Origin of the sequence: Streptomyces sp. NPDC091387, assembly GCF_044756945.1 — a bacterium.
Taxonomy (GTDB): Bacteria; Actinomycetota; Actinomycetes; order Streptomycetales; family Streptomycetaceae; genus Streptomyces.
In genome coordinates this window covers 123,973-141,599 of the sequence record NZ_JBIVTZ010000009.1, presented here as the reverse complement: position 1 = coordinate 141,599, position 17,627 = coordinate 123,973, and the positions used below count along the sequence as shown (strand labels likewise).

Annotated in this window: 13 protein-coding genes and 2 pseudogenes; 7 read left to right on the top strand and 8 right to left on the bottom strand. The window is 70.9% G+C overall.

The genetic code is table 11. The features are described from left to right. Window positions 1–2: 2 nt before the first annotated feature. From ACIQM0_RS19970 to ACIQM0_RS19945, 6 genes are all read right to left on the bottom strand, one after another. The gene (locus ACIQM0_RS19970; protein WP_401288317.1) at window positions 3–1,982 is read right to left on the bottom strand and encodes a hypothetical protein; all 1,980 of its coding nucleotides are present in this window, start codon (window positions 1,980–1,982) and stop codon (window positions 3–5) included. 3 nt (window positions 1,983–1,985) lie between these two features. Next, window positions 1,986–3,773 (bottom strand): heparinase II/III family protein, encoded by a 1,788-nt coding sequence (locus tag ACIQM0_RS19965; RefSeq protein ID WP_401288314.1) that lies wholly within the window; start codon window positions 3,771–3,773, stop codon window positions 1,986–1,988. Next, the gene (locus tag ACIQM0_RS19960; RefSeq protein WP_401288311.1) at window positions 3,761–4,525 is read right to left on the bottom strand and encodes an SDR family NAD(P)-dependent oxidoreductase; all 765 of its coding nucleotides are present in this window, start codon (window positions 4,523–4,525) and stop codon (window positions 3,761–3,763) included. The genes ACIQM0_RS19965 and ACIQM0_RS19960 overlap by 13 nt, the downstream gene beginning before the upstream one ends. Before the next feature lie 45 nt (window positions 4,526–4,570). Then, window positions 4,571–5,494, bottom strand: coding sequence for a carbohydrate ABC transporter permease (locus ACIQM0_RS19955; RefSeq protein WP_401288308.1), 924 nt, complete (start codon window positions 5,492–5,494; stop codon window positions 4,571–4,573). After that, window positions 5,481–6,323, bottom strand: coding sequence for a carbohydrate ABC transporter permease (locus ACIQM0_RS19950; RefSeq protein ID WP_401288305.1), 843 nt, complete (start codon window positions 6,321–6,323; stop codon window positions 5,481–5,483). Before ACIQM0_RS19950 ends, ACIQM0_RS19955 begins: the two co-directional genes overlap by 14 nt. Window positions 6,324–6,461: 138 nt before the next feature. After that, window positions 6,462–7,733 (bottom strand): ABC transporter substrate-binding protein, encoded by a 1,272-nt coding sequence (locus ACIQM0_RS19945; RefSeq protein WP_401288302.1) that lies wholly within the window; start codon window positions 7,731–7,733, stop codon window positions 6,462–6,464. A 225-nt stretch (window positions 7,734–7,958) separates the two neighbouring features. On the opposite strand from ACIQM0_RS19945, the gene ACIQM0_RS19940 reads away from it, so the two are divergent. Both ACIQM0_RS19940 and ACIQM0_RS19935 read left to right on the top strand, forming a co-directional pair. After that, window positions 7,959–9,071 (top strand): LacI family DNA-binding transcriptional regulator, encoded by a 1,113-nt coding sequence (locus tag ACIQM0_RS19940; protein WP_363021890.1) that lies wholly within the window; start codon window positions 7,959–7,961, stop codon window positions 9,069–9,071. Between the two features lie 170 nt (window positions 9,072–9,241). Next, window positions 9,242–9,888 (top strand): annotated as a pseudogene (locus ACIQM0_RS19935) (aldo/keto reductase); the annotation flags it as partial. Window positions 9,889–9,945: 57 nt separating this feature from the next. Here the strand turns inward: ACIQM0_RS19935 and ACIQM0_RS19930 are convergent. Continuing rightward, the gene (locus ACIQM0_RS19930; RefSeq protein WP_401288298.1) at window positions 9,946–11,796 is read right to left on the bottom strand and encodes a serine hydrolase; all 1,851 of its coding nucleotides are present in this window, start codon (window positions 11,794–11,796) and stop codon (window positions 9,946–9,948) included. Window positions 11,797–11,978: 182 nt separating this feature from the next. Here ACIQM0_RS19930 and ACIQM0_RS19925 point away from each other — a divergent pair, with 182 nt between their 5' ends. The 5 genes and pseudogenes from ACIQM0_RS19925 (at window position 11,979) to ACIQM0_RS19905 (ending at window position 16,755) form a co-directional block, all read left to right on the top strand. After that, complete coding sequence (locus tag ACIQM0_RS19925) at window positions 11,979–13,088, top strand: NAD(P)H-dependent flavin oxidoreductase (RefSeq protein ID WP_401288295.1); 1,110 nt, start codon at window positions 11,979–11,981, stop codon at window positions 13,086–13,088. Continuing rightward, complete coding sequence (locus tag ACIQM0_RS19920) at window positions 13,085–14,626, top strand: acyl-CoA synthetase (RefSeq protein ID WP_401288293.1); 1,542 nt, start codon at window positions 13,085–13,087, stop codon at window positions 14,624–14,626. Before ACIQM0_RS19925 ends, ACIQM0_RS19920 begins: the two co-directional genes overlap by 4 nt. A 60-nt stretch (window positions 14,627–14,686) precedes the next feature. Next, the gene (locus tag ACIQM0_RS19915; RefSeq protein WP_401288291.1) at window positions 14,687–14,965 is read left to right on the top strand and encodes a hypothetical protein; all 279 of its coding nucleotides are present in this window, start codon (window positions 14,687–14,689) and stop codon (window positions 14,963–14,965) included. Beyond that, window positions 14,887–15,164 (top strand): annotated as a pseudogene (locus tag ACIQM0_RS19910) (ionic transporter y4hA); the annotation flags it as partial. The gene ACIQM0_RS19915 and the pseudogene ACIQM0_RS19910, both read left to right, overlap by 79 nt. Before the next feature lie 91 nt (window positions 15,165–15,255). Next, window positions 15,256–16,755, top strand: a complete 1,500-nt coding sequence (locus ACIQM0_RS19905) for an acyl-CoA synthetase (protein ID WP_401288289.1) — start codon at window positions 15,256–15,258, stop codon at window positions 16,753–16,755. A gap of 5 nt (window positions 16,756–16,760) precedes the next feature. Here the strand turns inward: ACIQM0_RS19905 and ACIQM0_RS19900 are convergent, their stop codons facing one another. Then, window positions 16,761–17,555, bottom strand: a complete 795-nt coding sequence (locus tag ACIQM0_RS19900) for an SAM-dependent methyltransferase (RefSeq protein ID WP_401288286.1) — start codon at window positions 17,553–17,555, stop codon at window positions 16,761–16,763. Window positions 17,556–17,627: the final 72 nt, after the last annotated feature.

Genomic DNA, 17,627 nt, shown 5'->3' with positions numbered 1-17,627 from the left:
GGTCAGCCGACCTTTCCTGTGTACGGTTCCGGCACGTCGAGGAGCACCGTGCCGTCCCGTTCGAGCCGGGTCGCCGCCACCACGTACGGGTCGCCGTCCGAGGTGAGCAGTACGGCCGCGGCGTCCGCGCTGATGCCTTCGGTACGGATCCGGCGGGCGACGGGGGAGAGCAGCACGGTCTCCGTACCGAAGCTCACCCCCTGCCCCTGCGCGCACGGGACCCGCACGGCGTCCGCCTCCGTGCCCGGACCGATCGCCGTGAGGAACAGCCCCTCCGTGGAGCGCGCGGTCGTCGAACGCAGCGTGTGCAGGGTGCGGGTGAGGCTCAGCTCCGGCGTGCTGGACGTCGGGTTGGCCACCACCTCGGTGACCTCGCAGACGAAACGGCCGTCGGTGGGCGCGAACTGCCGCACCCGGGCCGTGGCCGCCCCGGACCGGATCAGCCGGCTGCCGTCGGACAGGGCCTCGGTCGGCCGGTCGGTCTGGAGCAGGAACGTCCACTCACGTGCCGCTTCCGCCTCGGCGAGGTCCAGCAGCACCAGCCGCCCCGACGGGGTGAACACCAGCGTCCGGTCCAGCCGCCGCACCCCGAGCGCGGGGTCGTACATCGCGGCGATCTCCGCCGTGGCGTGCGCCCACCCGCAGTCGGGGGAGACCAGCACATCGCGCTGGCGGGCCTGCCGCTCGAACGGGATGTCCCGGTACACGTGGTACCGGCCCTCGTCCGCGTACCCCTGCCCGTCCACCAGCAGCAGATTGTGATGGGCGGCGCGCTTGCGGTTGCTGTAGCCCTCGTCCACCGCGAGGAACGCACCCTGCGAGACCAGCACGAAGGAGCCAGAATCGGGGTGGTGGTGGCCCTGGTTGAGGGTCTCCCAGCCCTGTTCGGCCCGGTGCTTCGCGGCCGTCTTCCAGGCCCGGTGGCCACCGCCGGGGCTGGCCTTGAACGAGACCAGGGTGGCGTCGTCGTCCCATCCGGTACGCGCGGCCAGCAGCCCGAGGTCCGGGAAGAACGCCCGGGTCTCGGTGGGCCGGGCCGCGGGTACCGACGGGTCGTACCAGAGGTACTCGAGGTAGGCCTCCGGCAGGATTCCCGGCCGCACCCCGCTCTCGGCCGCCTCCTTCCACAGCAGCTCGCCCGATGCCAGATCACCCAACCACTGGGCCTCCGGGATGCCGTACTGCGCGCCGAGGCGGTAGTACAGACCCGCGCTGTGGCCGCTGCGCCGGTCGTGGCAGTCGCCGTGGTCGACGTTGAACGCGAAACCGGGCGCCGTCTGGTGCAGCCGGTAGCGGAACGTCTGGGACATGAATCCGCCCCGGTCCCACCAGTCGATGCCCTCCGCCTCCTGGAGGAGGTCCAGGTGGACGGCGAGGAAGGGCACGCCGTAGCGCCAGTACACGACGCCCTCCGCGTGCGAGCCGTCCTCCGGCATCAGGTCGAGGACGGTCCCGAGGTTGCCCTTGGCGCGCTCGGTCCACTCCTCCTTGCCCAGCACGTACCCGGCCGTCGCCAGGCCCGCGTAGCAGATCCAGTTGTGGTTCTGCCAGTACGACGAGGACCACCAACGGCCCTCGCTCGCCACCGCGAACTCGTACATCCGCCGCCCCTGGAGCAGCAGCTTGTACCGCAGCAGCGCCCGTACCCCGTCCGGCAGGTCGTCGCCGATCCACTTGTGGGCCAGGGCCAGATGGTGCAGCAGCCAGCCGGCGTCCAGGTCGTGGTCCGGCATGTGGGCCTTGCCCCAGTGGGGCAGCCGCACCGCGGCCTCGATCCAGCGCCGGCTCTCCGCCAGATGGGCCGGATCGCCGCCGACCCGGTAGGCCAGCGCCGGGTTGGAGGCCGCGGGCCCCAGCCAGGTGATGCTGGCCAGGGGGTGCGTACGGGGCGGGGTCAGCCCGCGGTGACGGGTGGCCTCCTCGTACAGCCGCACCTCCTGCGCGGGGCGCGGTCCGGGCGGCGGGGTCGCCGAGAGCAACAAGGGTCAGTCCTCCGATCGGAACCGTGCGGTGCTGCCGTCGGCCAGCCGGACCGTCAGCGCGTCGTCCTCCAGCCGCACGTCCGTGACGGCGGGCCCGGCCGAGCCGGCCTGGTACACCGAGGCGAAGACGACCCGGTCGGTGACGGCGGTGAAGTCGACCCGGGTCCGCACCCGCTGGGGATCGTCGGCGGGGCCGGGACCCGGAGTGCTCACCGGGCGCACCGGGACCCCGGCGCGGTGCGTGTGCCAGCCGTGCAGGGTCTGGTCGCCGTACCAGGTGGTGCGCACCGGACCGGTGGCCTGGACCTGGACGTCCAGCGCGGTACCCGGCCGCAGCTGCGAGGTGATGCGCCGGTCCGTGCCGGCGGTCACGCTCAGCAGGTCCACCAGGAAGCCTTCGCCCGCGACGATCCGCCGGACCGCGCGCACGCCCTCGTACGCGGTGGTCACCTCGGCGGTCACCGAGCGGTCGTCCGAGCCCAGCAGCGTTCCCGTGCACTCGGCCTGCTCGGCGCCGTCCACCCGGAACGCCGGATGCGCCTCGGTCGACGCGTACAGATCACGGAACTCGGCGTGCGCGTAGGGAACCTGTCCCGGATCGGGCTGCCACGGGGTGGTGTCGCCGTAGAGATAAAGGGACAACTTGTCACGATGGCCGTGCGAGCCGCCGTGCGGACCGAAGTCCAGCACCGCGTGGATGCCCGCGACACGCAGCACCGCGTAGCCCGCGGCTCCGAACACGGTCAGCGCACCGGACTCGGGGCGGGCCGGCAGCGCCGGGCCGGCGAACCAGCCGCCCAGCTCCCGGTCGAGGCCGTCGTCCGCGTCACCGAGCTCCGCACGGGCCCGTCCGGCCACCGCTTCCAGCGCGGCGGACGGCACCAACTGCTCTGCCAGTGACACCAGTTCGAGCCACTCCAGAGCCAGCGGACCGCGCAGATACGGGCCGTCGTGCAGTGCGGGCAGAATGCCGCCCGGCGTCGCGATCGTCGCCAGCACATCCGTCATCCCGGCCAGCACACCCACCACATCGGCCGGAACGGCCGCCGGATCGGTGCCCCGCAGCGCCAGCAGCGCCGCCCGCAGCACGAACCCGTGGTAGTAGGTGCTGCCCTCCCACTCCCAGCCGTCCTCGGCGACCGCGACCCGCAGATGCGCGTACAGACCGTGCTCGCCCTCCAGCCACTCCTTGCCGCCGTCCCACTCCCGGCCGCGCGCCGCGGCGGCGGCGCGGCCGGCGGCCACCCCCGCGGCATTGAGCCACGCGGTGTAGTTCGAGGCGAGCTGTCCCTTCCCGGCCAGCACGTCCCGGGCGTCCTGAGCCGCCCGCTCCAGCGCGTCGAGGAGCGGCAGTACGCCGGCCAGATCATCCGTGCCCTGCTCGGCGAGCGTGATCACGGCGTGGCCGATGTTCACCGCCCAGATCGCGTCGGTCAGCGCCTGGTGGAAGAGCCGGCCGCGCAGCATCCAGCCCTGCGCCTCGCCGTGCTGCGCGGTGGCGAGTTCCTCGTACAGACCCGCGTACTCGACGAGCCGCGCCACTGCCTCCGCGCGCTCGCCGCGATGGGCGAGCACCCGCAGATGCCGCGCCCACGCCTGGTGCGACAGCACCAGCCAGGCGCCGCGCACCGCCTCGTTGTCCACCCGGCAGCCGTACGCACACCGCGCTCCGCCCTCGGGGTACACCCCGCCCAGCACATCGCCGTGATCCAGCTCCACACCGTGCGCCGGGCACACGTACGCGTGCCACCAGCCGCCCCGCTCCCGGGCGATCCGCCTCAACGCGGCCACACGCCACCGTCGATGTCCACCGTGGTGGCGGTCAGGAAGCCGGACGCGGGCGACGCCAGGTGGACGACGGCCGAGGCGACGTCCTGCGGGGTGCCTGCCCGGCCCACCGGGATGCCCGCCTCCATCGCCTGCTGTGCCTCGGGCGCGGTGAACGTCTCGTGGAAGGCGGTGCCCTTGATGAAACCGGGGGCCACGGTGTTCACCGTGATGCCCGTGCCGCCCAGCTCCTTGGCGAGGCCCTTGGTGAATCCCCGGATGCCCGCCTTGGCGGCCGCGTAGGCGACCGAGCCGGGGCCGCCGCCGTTGTGCGCGGCCAGCGAGGACATGGTGATGATGCGCCCGGCCGACGACTTGACCAGATGCGGCAGGGCGGCCCGCACGGTGCGGAACGTCGAGGTCAGATTGGTCGAGATGACCTGGTCGAAGTGGTCGTCCGACATCTCGGCGATCTTCTCCCGGCCGATCAGATGGCCCGCGTTGCAGACCAGGACGTCCAGGCCGCCGAGGAATCCGGTCGCCTCCTCGACAAAGCGGTCCACCTCGGCCGTCACCGTCACATCGGCCTGGAACGCCTTGGCCCGCCGGCCCAGCGCCTCGATCTCGGAGACCGTCTTCGCGGCCTCCTCGGCGGAGGAGTGGTAGTGGACGGCGACATCGGCGCCGGCCTCGGCGAGGGCGACGGCGATGGCACGGCCGATGCCGTGGCCCGCTCCGGTCACCAGCGCGCGGGAACCTTGGAGATCAGCAGACATGGGGGGTAAACCTTTCGATAACCGGTCGCTCACGACCGGGACCGGTCACTTGAGACCGGCGGTTGCGAAGCCCTGCACGAAATAGCGCTGGCCGATGAGGAAGAGGACGACCATGGGCAGGGTGGCGAGCGTGGTGCCCGCCATCAGGAAGTGCCACTGGGTGCCGTTCTCGGTCTTGAAGACGGAGAGCCCGACCTGGATCACCCGGAGGTTGTCCGAATGGGTCACCAGCAGTGGCCAGAGGAAGTTGTTCCAGGAGGATTCGAAGGTCAGCAGCGCCACCGTGATGAACGCCGGCTTGACCTGCGGAGACATGATCCTGGAGTAGATCCGGAACTCCCCGAGCCCGTCGAGGCGGGCCGCCTCCTCCAGCTCCACCGGCAGATCCAGGTAGAACTGCCGGAAGAGGAAGACCGCGAACGGGGTGACCGCGCCGGGCACGATGAGCGCCCACCAGGAGTCCAGCCAGCCGCTGCCGCCCTGGCCGAAGAGGTCGTTCCCGCCGGCCAGCGGCATGAAGCGGACGATCAGGAACTCCGGCAGCACCTTGGTGTACGTGGGGATCATCAGCGCCGCGATGAACAGGTAGAAGATGACCTCGCTGCCCCGGAACCTGATCCGGGCCAGTGCGTACCCCGCCATCGACGCCACCAGGACGTTGATGGCGGTGTGACTGACCGCGATGACGAGGCTGTTGCGGGCGTACGTCGCGAAGGGCGCGGCCTTCAGCGCGTCGACGTAGTTGCCGAACTCCCAGTGCTCCGGCAGGAGTCCGGCGTCCTGCGACGCGATCTCCACGGGCGTCTTGAGCGAGGTCAGCACCATCCAGACGAACGGCACCACCATCAGCAGCGAGACGACGCAGAGCGCCAGGAAGAGCGCGATCCGGCCGGTCGAGCGGCGCCTGCCCTTCGCGACGGGCCGGGGCGGACGCACGGCCCCGGGCTTGTGCAGCTCAGCTGTGGCCACGGGTGCCTCCCATGATCCGCCGGTTGACCAGGGTGAAGCCCATCAGCAGGACGAACAGCACCAGGGACTGGGCGCAGGCGTAGCCGACGCGGAACTCCCGGAAGGCGGATTTGTAGATCTCATACGTCATCATCGTGGTGCTGTTGGCCGGTCCGCCGTCGGTCAGGATGTAGATCTGGTCGAACGACTGGAACGCGTTGATCATCGAGGTGATCAGCACGAAGAACGTCGCCGGTTTCAGCAGCGGCAGCGTGATCGAGAAGAACTGCCGCACCTTCGAGGCGCCGTCCACCGAGGCCGCTTCGTACAGTTCCTTCGGCAGGGACTGCAGGGCGGCCAAGTAGATGAGCATCTTCATGCCGATGCCCTGCCAGATGCCGACCAGGATCACCGAGGGCATCGCCCATGAGGTCGAGGCGAGCCAGGCCGGTCCCTGGATGCCGAGAGACGACAGCAGGGTGTTGAACAGCCCGTTGCCCGGGTTGTAGATCCACAGCCAGACCAGGGCGATGGCCACCGTCGCGGTGACCTGGGGCAGGAAGATCGCGGTGCGGAAGATGCCCCGCGCCTTCAGGCCCGTGTGCAGCGCCAGCGCCACCAGCAGCCCCAGCATCATGCCGAACGGCACGGTGAAGAAGGTGTAGATGACGGTGTTCACGATGGACTTGCGGAACACCGCGTCGTCCAGCATGTCCCGGAAGTTGTCGAGCCCCACGAACTGCGGCGCCGTCAGCACGTCGTACTTCGTGAAGGCCAGCGCCACCGCGGCCACGACCGGCAGCCCGATCCAGAGGGAGGCGTGCAGCAGGGCGGGCGCCACCATCAGCATGCCGGCCCGTCGCCTGCGGCGCCCCGGGCCTGTCGGGGTCCTGCCGGTGCGCCGTTTACCGGGCGCGTACGGCTCAGTCGGGGAAGGCGGCCGCGCGGGCCGCGCCTTCACTACGGATGTTGCTGCCACAGTGACGCCTCACATCCGGCCGATGGCGGCCTCGGCCAGCCGGCCGAGTTCCGCGATGGCATCCTTCGCGGACTGATTGCCCACGATCGCGGGCTCCAGCGTCGGCTTGATCTTCTCGCGGATCTCCATCCAGGCCGCGGTGCCGCCCTCCGAGAAGGCGTCGCCCATGCTGCGCAAGGAGAGGTCGACGAACTTGTTCTCCTTCACGTAGCCGGTGTCGCTGAGGTCCTTGAGCCCCGGCACGGAACCGCGCTGCTTGGCCGCACCCAGAACCGAATCGGGGGTCGCGAGGTACTCGACCAGCGCACGGGCCGCCGCGGGGTGCTTTGAGCTCGCCGACTGGGTGACCAGCGTGCCGCCCTGGAGCATCGCCGGACGGCGGTTGGCCAGGACGAAGGCGCCGAGCTTGTCGTCCTTCAGCAGCTCCGGGTTCTGCTGGCCGACCTGCACCCACATGGCGCTGCTCGTCATCATCATCGACGCCTTGCCCGTCTGGACGTTGGACGGGGCACCGAGTTCCGTCTTCTTCGCGTAGGAGGCGGAGCCGTCCTCGATCAGGTCTTTGAAGAACTGGAGCGCCTCGACACCGCGGTTGTCGTTGAAGAGCACCTTCTTGCCGTCGGCGCTGAAGAGCTGACCGCCGTTGGCGAAGAGGAAGGTCTCCCAGCACTGGCGCAGTTCGATCGAGAACGGGTCGAACCCGATCCGCCCGGCCCGCGTCAGCTGCTTCGCCACGGCCCGCAGCTCGGCCCAGTTGGCGGGGGTCTTCTTGATCCCCGCCTCGGCGAAGTGGTCCTTGCGGTAGACGACGATGCGGGTGTCGAGGACCACCGGCAGCGCGTACAGCTTGCCGTCGTAGCGAGACGGCTCCAGGACCCGCTTCTCGTAGTCGTGCGCGGTGGCGAACCTCTCCGGGAGCGGGGCGATCGCCTTCTTGGCCGCGAACGGCGGGATCCAGCCGACCCCGATCATCAGTACGTCGGGCAGCAGACCACCCGCGAGACCTGTGGTGATCTTCTCGTTGAGCTGCGCGTACGTGGTGTAGTCCACGTTCACCTTGACGTCCGGATACTTCTTCCGGAAGCCGCCGAGGATCTTCTTCTCCAACAGCGTCTTGCCGTCAGCCTTTTCGTAGATCGGGGTGAGCAGCGTGATCTCGCCCTCGGCGGGACCGTCGGCGGAGCCGCCGGCAGCCGAGGACCCGGTGCCGCAGCCGGAGAGTGCGGCCGCAGCGGTACCGGCGCCGATGGCGGCGAGCAGCGACCGTCGTTTGAGTTCCATGGGCACCCCTTTTGAGGTGGAGGCAGTGGATCGATCCAGCGATGGCAACCCGGCCATGGCTGGGAAGCGCTGGTAAATCGATGCACTGAGACTAGGAACGCTCTGAGACGCACGTCAACAGCTGATGCACAACAATTTTCAGGGAAGTTAACTGGTATACCGGTGAAGCGAGTTCAGTAAATCGGTACACTAGTCTGGCTGAACGCGTTCCGAACCGGAGGTGGCATGAGCGGGGTAACGATCCATCAGGTCGCGGAGGCCGCGGGAGTATCCGCGAGCACCGTGTCGAACGTCCTCAACGGGCGTACGGACCGTATGCAGGCGGCCACCCTGGCCCGCGTGGAGCGGGTGATCGAGCAGCTCAGCTACCGGCCCAACCGCGCCGCGCGAATGCTGCGCACCGGCCGGATCAAGGTCATCGGCCTGATCGTGCCGTCCGTCGCCAACCCTTTCTGGGGGGCGCTCGCCCGGGAGCTGGAGGCCATCGCGCTCGCCGACGGCTACCACGTGCTGCTCTGCAACAGCGAGCGCGACCCGGCCCGCGAGCTCAAGTACAGCGAGGAACTGCTGGCCGACGGGGTGAGCGGAGTGGTGCTCTGCTCCTCGCTGCCCTCGCTCGACCACGTCGCCCCGCTGCTCGGTCGCGGTCTGAAGATGGTCGCCTTCGACCGCACCGCCCAGGCGGGCGACCCGCCGTCACTGTCCTCCATCAGCGTCGACAACGCGATGGGCGCCGAGCTCGCCACCCGTCACCTGCTTGAGCTGGGACACCGCAGGCTGGCGTTCGTCTCGGGCTCGGTCAACAGCGTCAACCGCCGCGAGCGGCTGCGCGGCTTCCGGGCCGCCCTGGAGTCGGCCGGCCTCGACCCGGCCGACGCGATCGTCTGGCCCGGCGCCGACACCGCCGAGTTCGGCGACAAGGACGCCGCCGAGCTCGGGCGCAACGCCGCCCGCGAACTCCTCGGCCGGCCGCGCCCGCCCACCGCGTTCGTCGCCATCAACGACATGTGCGCGATCGGGATCTGCCGGGGTGCGAAGGACGCCGGGCGCAGCGCCGGGCAGGACGTCTCCGTGGTCGGGTTCGACGACATCCTGCTCGCCGACCTCTTCGAGCCGCCGCTCACCACGGTCCGCCAGCCGCTGCCGGAGATGGCCGCCGAGACGTTTCAGCAGTTGCGTGCCCGTATCGACTCGGCCCCGGTCGCGGGGCGTTCGCTCCTGATCAGGCCGAGGCTCGTCGTACGGGAGTCGACCGCGCCCGCACCCGCCGGGGCGACGGTCCCGGCGAGCCGTGCGCGCGTCGGCGAGCCGGCCGCCCCGACGGGAGTACGCGGGTGACCGGGGTACGGCAGGCGCGAGGGCGCCGCCACCGGGGCGCGCTCCCGGGGCGGTGACCGGGCGGGCTCCCGGGGCGCGGTCATCGAGTGGCCGCGCCCCGGCCGCGCGGATCAGGAGGCGGCGCAGGCACCGGTGGCGGGCGCCGAGGTGTTGCCGTTCGTCATGACGGTGTCCACCGGCCCGCGCCGGACACCGACGTGGAGGAGACCCTCTCCGCCCTCACCGATCTGGTGCGTGCGGGGAAGGTCCGGGCCATCGGTGCCTCCACGTTCCCGGCCTCTGACATCGTCGAGGCGCAGTGGGTCGCCGAGCGGCGCGGCCTGGAGCGGTTCCGTACCGAGCAGCCCCCGTGCTCGATCCTCAACCGGGGGATCGAGCGCGAGGTACTGTGCCCGTCTGCGAGCGCTACGGCATGGGCGCCATGGTCCGGAGCCCGCTCGCACAGGGTCTGCTCACCGGCCGCTTCCGCGAGGGCCAGGCCACCGACAGCCTCAGGGCGGGCCGCGGCTACCGGCACCTGACCGACGAGCGCCGGCTCGACACGGTCGAACAGCTCATCCCGGTGGCCCGGGGCGCCGGGATGTCGCTGACCCACCTGGCGATGGCGTTCGCCGTCGCTCACCCCGGCGTCACCCCGGCGATCATCGGCCCGCGCACCATGGAGCACCTCGACGACCTCCTCGCGGGCGTGGGGGCCGTGCTGACCGACGAGGTCTTCGACCGGATCGACGCCCTCGTGCCTCCCGGCGCCGACGTCGGGAGGCTCGACATGGCCTACGACCCGCCCGCCGTCGGGCAGGCCGGACTGCGCCGCCGCCTGATCCGGCCCGTCGGCGATCGGTCCGGATCAGGCGGCGGTCCGCGTCGGTTCACGTCAGTTCGCCGAGGGGGACCATCCGTCCGCCTCGATGCGGCGGGCGTCGCCCGGCCGGCTCTCGTCGAAGGCCGTGCGGCCGCCGTCCTCGACCCGGATCGCGTCGACGTAGACCCCGCGGCCGACGTACAGCTGGTCCGTGGCGTACCGCCAGCGCAGCCGCACCTCGGTGCCGTGCCACGCCGACAGGTCCGCGTCCAGCCGGTGCCAGACGCGGCCCGACCAGCCGGAGACGGAGCCGGCCGGATGGGGTTCGGGCCGCGGCCGCTGGTCCTGCGACGTCGGGACGGTGGTGAAGGGCACCGGCTGCCAGCTCGCCCCGGCGTCCGCCGAAACCTCCAGGAGGAGGAAGTCGGAGTCCGGTTCGGTGTCCCACCACAGGGCGCAGCACAGCCGGGCGCGCGAGGACGCGAGAGTCAGCGGCGGCAGTGCCAGTGTGGCCGATGACGCACTGGCGAGGCCGGAGAACCATGCCGTACGGCCTCGGGCCGGCGGGACCGCGACGGCGCGCGCCATCTGGTTGGCGGTGGCGACGCGCGGCGCACTGCCGGAGCGCCAGTTGCGCACCGGGTGGACCGAGTTGCCCAGCACGATCAGGAACGAGTCGGTCGTCGGGTCCAGGACCAGACTGGTGCCGGTGAATCCGGTGTGGCCCGCGGTGCGCGGGGTGGCCATCGCTCCCATGTACCAGTGCTGGTAGAGCTCGAAGCCGAGGCCGTGCGCGTCACCGGGGAACGCCGTGTTGAAGTCGGTGAACAGCAGGTCCACCGAGTGGGCGGAGAGGATTCTCGCGCGCCCGTACACCCCGCCGTTGAGGAGCGTGCGGGCGAGGATCGCCAGGTCCCAGGCGCACGAGAAGACTCCGGCGTGACCGGCGACGCCGCCGAGGCTGTACGCGTTCTCGTCGTGCACCTCGCCCCAGACCAGCCCGCGGTCCAGTCCCGACCACGGCGGTCGCGCGTCCTCGGTCGCGGCGATCTTCGGCTTCCAGGAAGCCGGCGGGTTGTAGCGGGTGCGGTGCATCCCGAGCGGAGCGGTGATCTGCTCGCGGAGCAGTACGTCCTCGGTGCGGCCGGTGATCTTCTCCAGTACCAGCTGGAGCGAGATCAGGTTGAGGTCGGAGTAGAGGTACACCGTGCCGGGCGGGCTCGCCGGCGCCTCGTTCCAGATCAGCGCGAGCTTTCCTTCCCGGGTGGGCGCCGAGTAGAGCGGAATCCAGGCGCGGAAGCCCGAGGTGTGCGTGAGCAGCTGACGGATCGTGATGTCCTGCTTGCCGCCCCCGGCGAAGTCGGGGAGGTACGAGGCGACGGTCGCCTCCAGCTCCAGCCTGCCGCGCTCGATCTGCTGCACGGCCAGGATCGAGGTGAACAGCTTCGACACCGACGCCAGGTCGAAGACCGTGTCCTCTGCCATGGGAATCTGCTGCTCCGGCGGGAACTCCACACCGGTGTCGGTCTTCTCGTCGTACGCCGCGTAGCGCAGCGCCTTGCCGATCGGCCGCTGGAGCGCGACCGTCCCGCCCCGCCCGGCGAGCAGCACCGCGCCCGCGTACCAGGGGTGCCCGGGGGAGTCGGCGAGATATCTCTCGGCCTCCGTGACCAACTGGTCGAGGGGCTCCTGAAGCAGTCCGGCGCGGGCGGCGGACCCGCGCCGCAGCGTCGGCCGGTTCTGCCCGGACGGCGAACCCGCCGCGGTTCCTGTGCGCATGTCCGACGACCCCGCCCCCGACTCCGTGGCAGACGCCCGCTCCGCGAACGGAATCGGCGCCAGGGCGAGTGCACCGCCCAGGGCCAGCATCCCACCGCCCAGCCTCCGTCGGCTGATGCCCGCACCCGCCGTGTCCTCGGTCATCCGGAACCCCTTCCCACCGCGTGAAAGTAACTTTCGAAATCTCTTCCGGTCCTGAAACTTCCTGCCGAACCAGAGGGTACTGTCACCCCCGCCGCCCCGGAGGCCCCTGGAGCCACAAAGAATCTGACACTGCATCAGGAAATCTCTTCCTTCGGCTGTCCGACTGCGGCATCCTGCCGCCCATGGAGACGGAGCTGAGCAAGAAACTGGGGATCGAGCACGCCATCTTCGGCTTCACGCCGTTCCCCGAGGTGGCCGCGGCCATCACCCGGGCCGGCGGATTCGGCGTGCTCGGTGCGGTCCGCTACACCGCCCCCGACGACCTCGCACGCGACCTCGACTGGATGCAGGAACACACCGACGGCAAGCCCTACGGCCTCGACGTCGTCATGCCCGCGAAGAAGGTGGAGGGCGTGAGCGAGGCCGATGTCGAGGCGATGATCCCGCCCGGACACCGGCAGTTCGTCCAGGACACCCTCACCAAGCACGGAGTCCCCGAACTCGCCGAGGGCGAGGCCTCCGGCTGGCGCATCACCGGCTGGATGGAGGAGGTCGCCCGCAACCAGCTCGACGTCGCGTTCGGCTACCCCATCAAGCTGCTCGCCAACGCGCTGGGCTCACCGCCCGCCGACGTCATCGCCCGCGCCCACGGCCAGGACGTCCTCGTCGCCGCCCTCGCCGGCAGTGCCCGGCACGCCCGGCACCACGCGGACGCGGGCATCGACGTCGTCGTCGCCCAGGGCTATGAAGCGGGCGGCCACACCGGGGAGATCGCCTCCATGGTGCTGGTCCCGGACGTCGTCGACGCGGTCGGCCCGCTCCCCGTCCTCGCCGCGGGCGGCATCGGCAGCGGTGAACAGGTCGCCGCCGGGCTCGCCCTCGGCGCCCAGGGCGTCTGGCTCGGCTCCCTCTGGCTCACCACGGAGGAGGCCGACATGCACTCCCGGGCCCTGACCGCCAAACTCCTCGCCGCGGGCTCCGGCGACACCGTCCGCTCCCGCGCCCTCACCGGTAAACCCGCGCGCCAGCTGCGTACCGAGTGGACGGACGCCTGGGACGACCCGTCGGGTCCCGGCCCGCTGCCCATGCCGCTCCAGGGCCTCCTGGTCGCCGAGGCCGTCTCCCGTATCCAGAAGTACGAGACGGGCGCCCTGCTCGGCACCCCCGTCGGCCAGATCGTCGGCCGGATGAACACCGAACGCAGCGTGCAGGCCGTCTTCGACGACCTGACCCGCGGCTTCGAACGCGCCGTGGACCGGATCAACCGCATCGCCGGACGGAGCACCGCATGAACCAGCCGCCCAACGGCTTCTGGGCCCAGGCCACCGCCGACCCCGACCGTACGGTCCTGATCGCACCCGACGGCGAGGAGTGGACGGCCGGACGGCTGCACGCCGATGCCAACCGGATGGTCCACGGACTGCGCGCGGCCGGCCTGGAGGAGGGCGACGCCTTCGCCGTCGTCCTGCCCAACGGGGTCGAGTTCCTCACCGCCTACCTCGCCGCCTCGCAGGCCGGCTTCTACCTCGTCCCGGTCAACCACCACCTCGTCGGCCCCGAGATCGCCTGGATCGTCTCCGACTCGGGCGCCAAGGTGCTCATCGCCCACGAACGCTTCACGGACGCCGCGACCGCCGCCGCCGACGAGGCGAAACTGCCGGCGAGCCACCGCTACGGCGTCGGCACGGCCGAAGGCTTCCGCCCGTACACCGAACTGCTGGAGAACCGGCCGGTATCGCCCCCGGAGGGACGCACCCTCGGCTGGGTCATGAACTACACGTCCGGTACCACCGGCCGGCCGCGCGGCATCCGGCGCCCGCTGCCCGGAAAGCTTCCCGAGGAGACCTACCTCGGCGGCTTCCTCGGCATCTTCGGCATCAAACCGTTCGACGGCAACGTCCATCTGGTCTGCTCACCGCTCTACCACACAGCGGTCCTCCAGTTCGCGGGAGCCGCCCTGCACATCGGCCACCCGCTGGTCCTGATGGACAAGTGGTCGCCCGAGGAGATGCTGCGGGCGATGGACACCCACCGCTGCACCCACACGCACATGGTCCCCACCCAGTTCCACCGCCTCCTCGCCCTCCCCGAGGAGGCGAAGCAGAGGTACGACGTCACGGCGATGCGCCATGCCATCCACGGGGCGGCCCCCTGCCCCGACCACGTCAAACGGGCGATGATCGACTGGTGGGGCCAGTGCGTCGAGGAGTACTACGCGGCCAGCGAGGGCGGCGGCGCCTTCGCCACCGCAGAGGACTGGCTGCGGAAGCCGGGCACCGTCGGCCGGGCCTGGCCGATCAGCGAACTCGCGGTCTTCGACGACGAGGGCAACCGCCTCGCGCCCGGCGAGCTCGGCACCGTCTACATGAAGATGAGCACCGGCGGTTTCAGCTACCACAAGGACGAGGGCAAGACGAGGAAGAACCGCATCGGGGACTTCTTCACCGTGGGCGACCTCGGCATCCTCGACGAGGACGGCTACCTCTTCCTCCGCGACCGCAAGATCGACATGATCATCTCGGGCGGGGTCAACATCTACCCCGCCGAGATCGAGAGCGCGCTGCTCACCCACCCCGCGGTCGCCGACGCCGCCGTCTTCGGCATTCCGCACGCCGACTGGGGCGAGGAGGTCAGAGCGGTCGTCGAGGCCGCGGAGGGGCACGAGGCGGGTGACGCGCTCGCCGCCGAGATCCTCGGCCACTGCGACGGGCAGCTCGCCGGGTACAAACGCCCCAAGACCCTCGGCTTCATCACGACGATGCCCCGCGACCCCAACGGCAAGCTGTACAAACGGCGTCTGCGCGAGCCCTACTGGGAGGGACACGCCTGACGTCTTTGCCGGGGCCCGCCCACCGCGCGGGCCCCGGCCACCTCTGGCAGCGTATGGCCCATGAACACGAGCGCGACGATCCGGTCACTGGCGACCCGGTGGACCGTGGTCGTGCCGCTCGTCGCAGCCGTCGCACTGATCCTCAGCTGGGGGCGCGAGCCGTCGCCGTTCGCCGTCGCCGTGATGGCGCTCTGCCTCGCGGGCGCCGTCCTGGCCGCCGTGCACCACTCCGAGGTGATCGCCCACCGGGTCGGTGAACCGTCCGGGCCGCGCGCCGCGAGCGCGTCCAGACCAGCCTCAACCTCGCACTCGGCTCCGCGATGGCCAGCATCGGCCTGACCATCCCGGCCATCGCACTCGCCTCGATCTGGCCACCGGCCCACTCCACCTCGGACTGAGCGCCACCCATATGGTGCTGCTCGCGCTGACGGTGGTGGTGGGCGCGCTGACCGTCGTACCGGGACGCGCCACCCTCCTCCAGGGCGGCGTCCACCTCTCGATCTTCGCCGCGTTCGTCTTCCTCGCGATCAGCCCCTGAACCTCCGGGCGGACCCGGCCGCACCTCCCGCGACGTCCCGGCCGGTATCCCGGCCCTTGACCACCGGGCCCCGCCCGCACAGGATCACGCCATGACAGGTGTACGAAGCAGCACAGTGGACGGCGTCGTGACCCGCAGCGCACGGCGCACCCCCGAGCGGACCGCCCTGCGGTACGCCGACCGGACCTGGTCCTATCGCGGGCTCGACGAGGCGGTCGGTACCGCGGCCGCCGTCCTCATGGACGGACACGGGCTGCGGCCGGGGGACCGGGTGGCCTCCTACGCCCACAACTCCGACGCGTACCTGATCGGCTTCCTCGCCTGTGCCCGCGCCGGACTCGTCCACGTCCCCGTCAACCAGAACCTCACGGGCGAGGACCTGGCGTACATCCTGAGCCAGTCCGGCAGCTCCCTGGTCCTCACCGACCCGGACCTCGCCGGCCGCGTCCCCGACGGCTACCCCGTACGGGCGCTGCGCGACGCCCCGAACTCCCTCCTGGACGAACTGGCCACGCCGCGCGCCTTCACGGCCGGCCACGAACCGGCCGCGGGCGACCTGGCCCAGCTGCTGTACACCTCGGGGACCACCGCGCTCCCCAAGGGCGCGATGATGACGCACGGCGCCCTCGTCCACGAGTACGTCAGCGCCGTCACCGCCCTCGACCTGCGCGCCGGCGACCGGCCCGTCCACGCCCTGCCGCTCTACCACTCGGCGCAGATGCACGTGTTCCTGCTGCCCTACCTCGCGGTCGGCGCCGAGAACACGGTCCTGGACTCCCCGGACGCGGGCCGGATCTTCGACCTCGTCGAGTCCGGACAGGCCGACAGTCTCTTCGCCCCGCCGACCGTCTGGATCGGTCTCGCCAACCACCCGGACTTCGCCCGGCGCGACCTCGGCGGGCTGCGCAAGGCGTACTACGGCGCGTCGATCATGCCCGTGCCCGTGCTGGAACGACTCCGCGACCGGCTGCCCGGACTCGCCTTCTACAACTGCTTCGGGCAGAGCGAGATCGGCCCGCTCGCCACCGTCCTGGGACCCGACGAGCACGAGGGCCGGATGGACTCCTGCGGCCGGCCCGTCCTCTTCGTGGAGGCCAGGGTGGTCGACGAGAACGGCAAGGACGTCCCCGACGGCACGGCCGGCGAAGTGGTCTACCGCTCACCCCAGCTGTGCGACGGCTACTGGGACAAGCCGCAGGAGAGCGCCGAGGCGTTCCGCGACGGCTGGTTCCACTCCGGCGACCTCGCCGTACGCGATCCGGAGGGCTACCTCACCGTCGTCGACCGGGTGAAGGACGTCATCAACTCCGGCGGCGTCCTCGTCGCCTCCCGCCAGGTCGAGGACGCCCTCTACACCCACCCCGCGGTCGCCGAGGCAGCCGTCGTCGGGCTGCCCGACGAACGCTGGATCGAGGCCGTCACCGCCGTCGTCGTGCTGCGCGGGGAGGCGACGGAGGCCGAACTGATCGGCCACGCCCGCGAGAGGCTCGCCCACTTCAAGGCCCCGAAGAGGATCCTTTTCGTGGACGGACTCCCGCGCAACGCCAGCGGCAAGATCCTCAAGCGGGAACTGCGCGACCGCTTCGCCTGAGACGCCTACCGCAGGACGCGGGCGACTCCGACGTGGAAGCTGTCGGTGACCCCGCTGTCCTGCGGGAGCGGAGTGTCCTTGTGCCACCGGGGGGCCGTGACCAGGCCCGGGTCGACGAGGTCGAGTCCGTCGAAGAACCGCGCGACCTCGGAGCGCGTCCGGGGCCGCAGGCTGATCCCGCTCGACCGGTACTCCTCGGTCTTGTCCTGCTCGACGGAGAGGAAGTCATCGGTGAAGTGCGAAAGCACCAGGCAACTGCCGGAGGGCAGTGCGTCGAGGAGGGTACGGGTGATGCCGTAGGGGTCGTCCTCGTCGGGAACGAAGTGCATCAGGGCGATGAGGGACAGCGCGATGGGCCGGTCGAAGTCGAGCAGTGTTCGCGCGTGGTCGAGGATCTTCCCCGGCTCGCGCACATCGGCGTCGAGGTAGCCGGTGGCGCCCTCCGGGGTGCTGATGAGCAGCGCCTCGGCGTGACGCAGGACGATCGGGTCGTTGTCCGTGTAGACGATCCTGGCCGCCGGGTTGATCTCCTGGACTATCTGATGGAGGTTCGGCTGGGTGGGAATCCCCGTCCCGATGTCGAGGAACTGGTCGATGCCCGTGCGCGCGGCCCAGCCGGCCGCCCGTTGCATGAACGCCCGGTTCTGCGCGACACCGACCTTCGCCACGGGCGGCATCCGCTCGCCGAGTTCCTGGTCGACGGGGTAGTTGTCCTTGCCGCCCAGAAGGTAGTCGTAGACGCGCGCCGGGTGCGGCCTGCTGGTGTCGACGATCGAGGAGTGGGCCGGACCTGGCGTCATGGAGCGCTCCAGAGTGCTTCGGCGCGCAGTGTGCGAGGAGTACGCAGGGTGCGCGAACAGGCGGGACGAGGT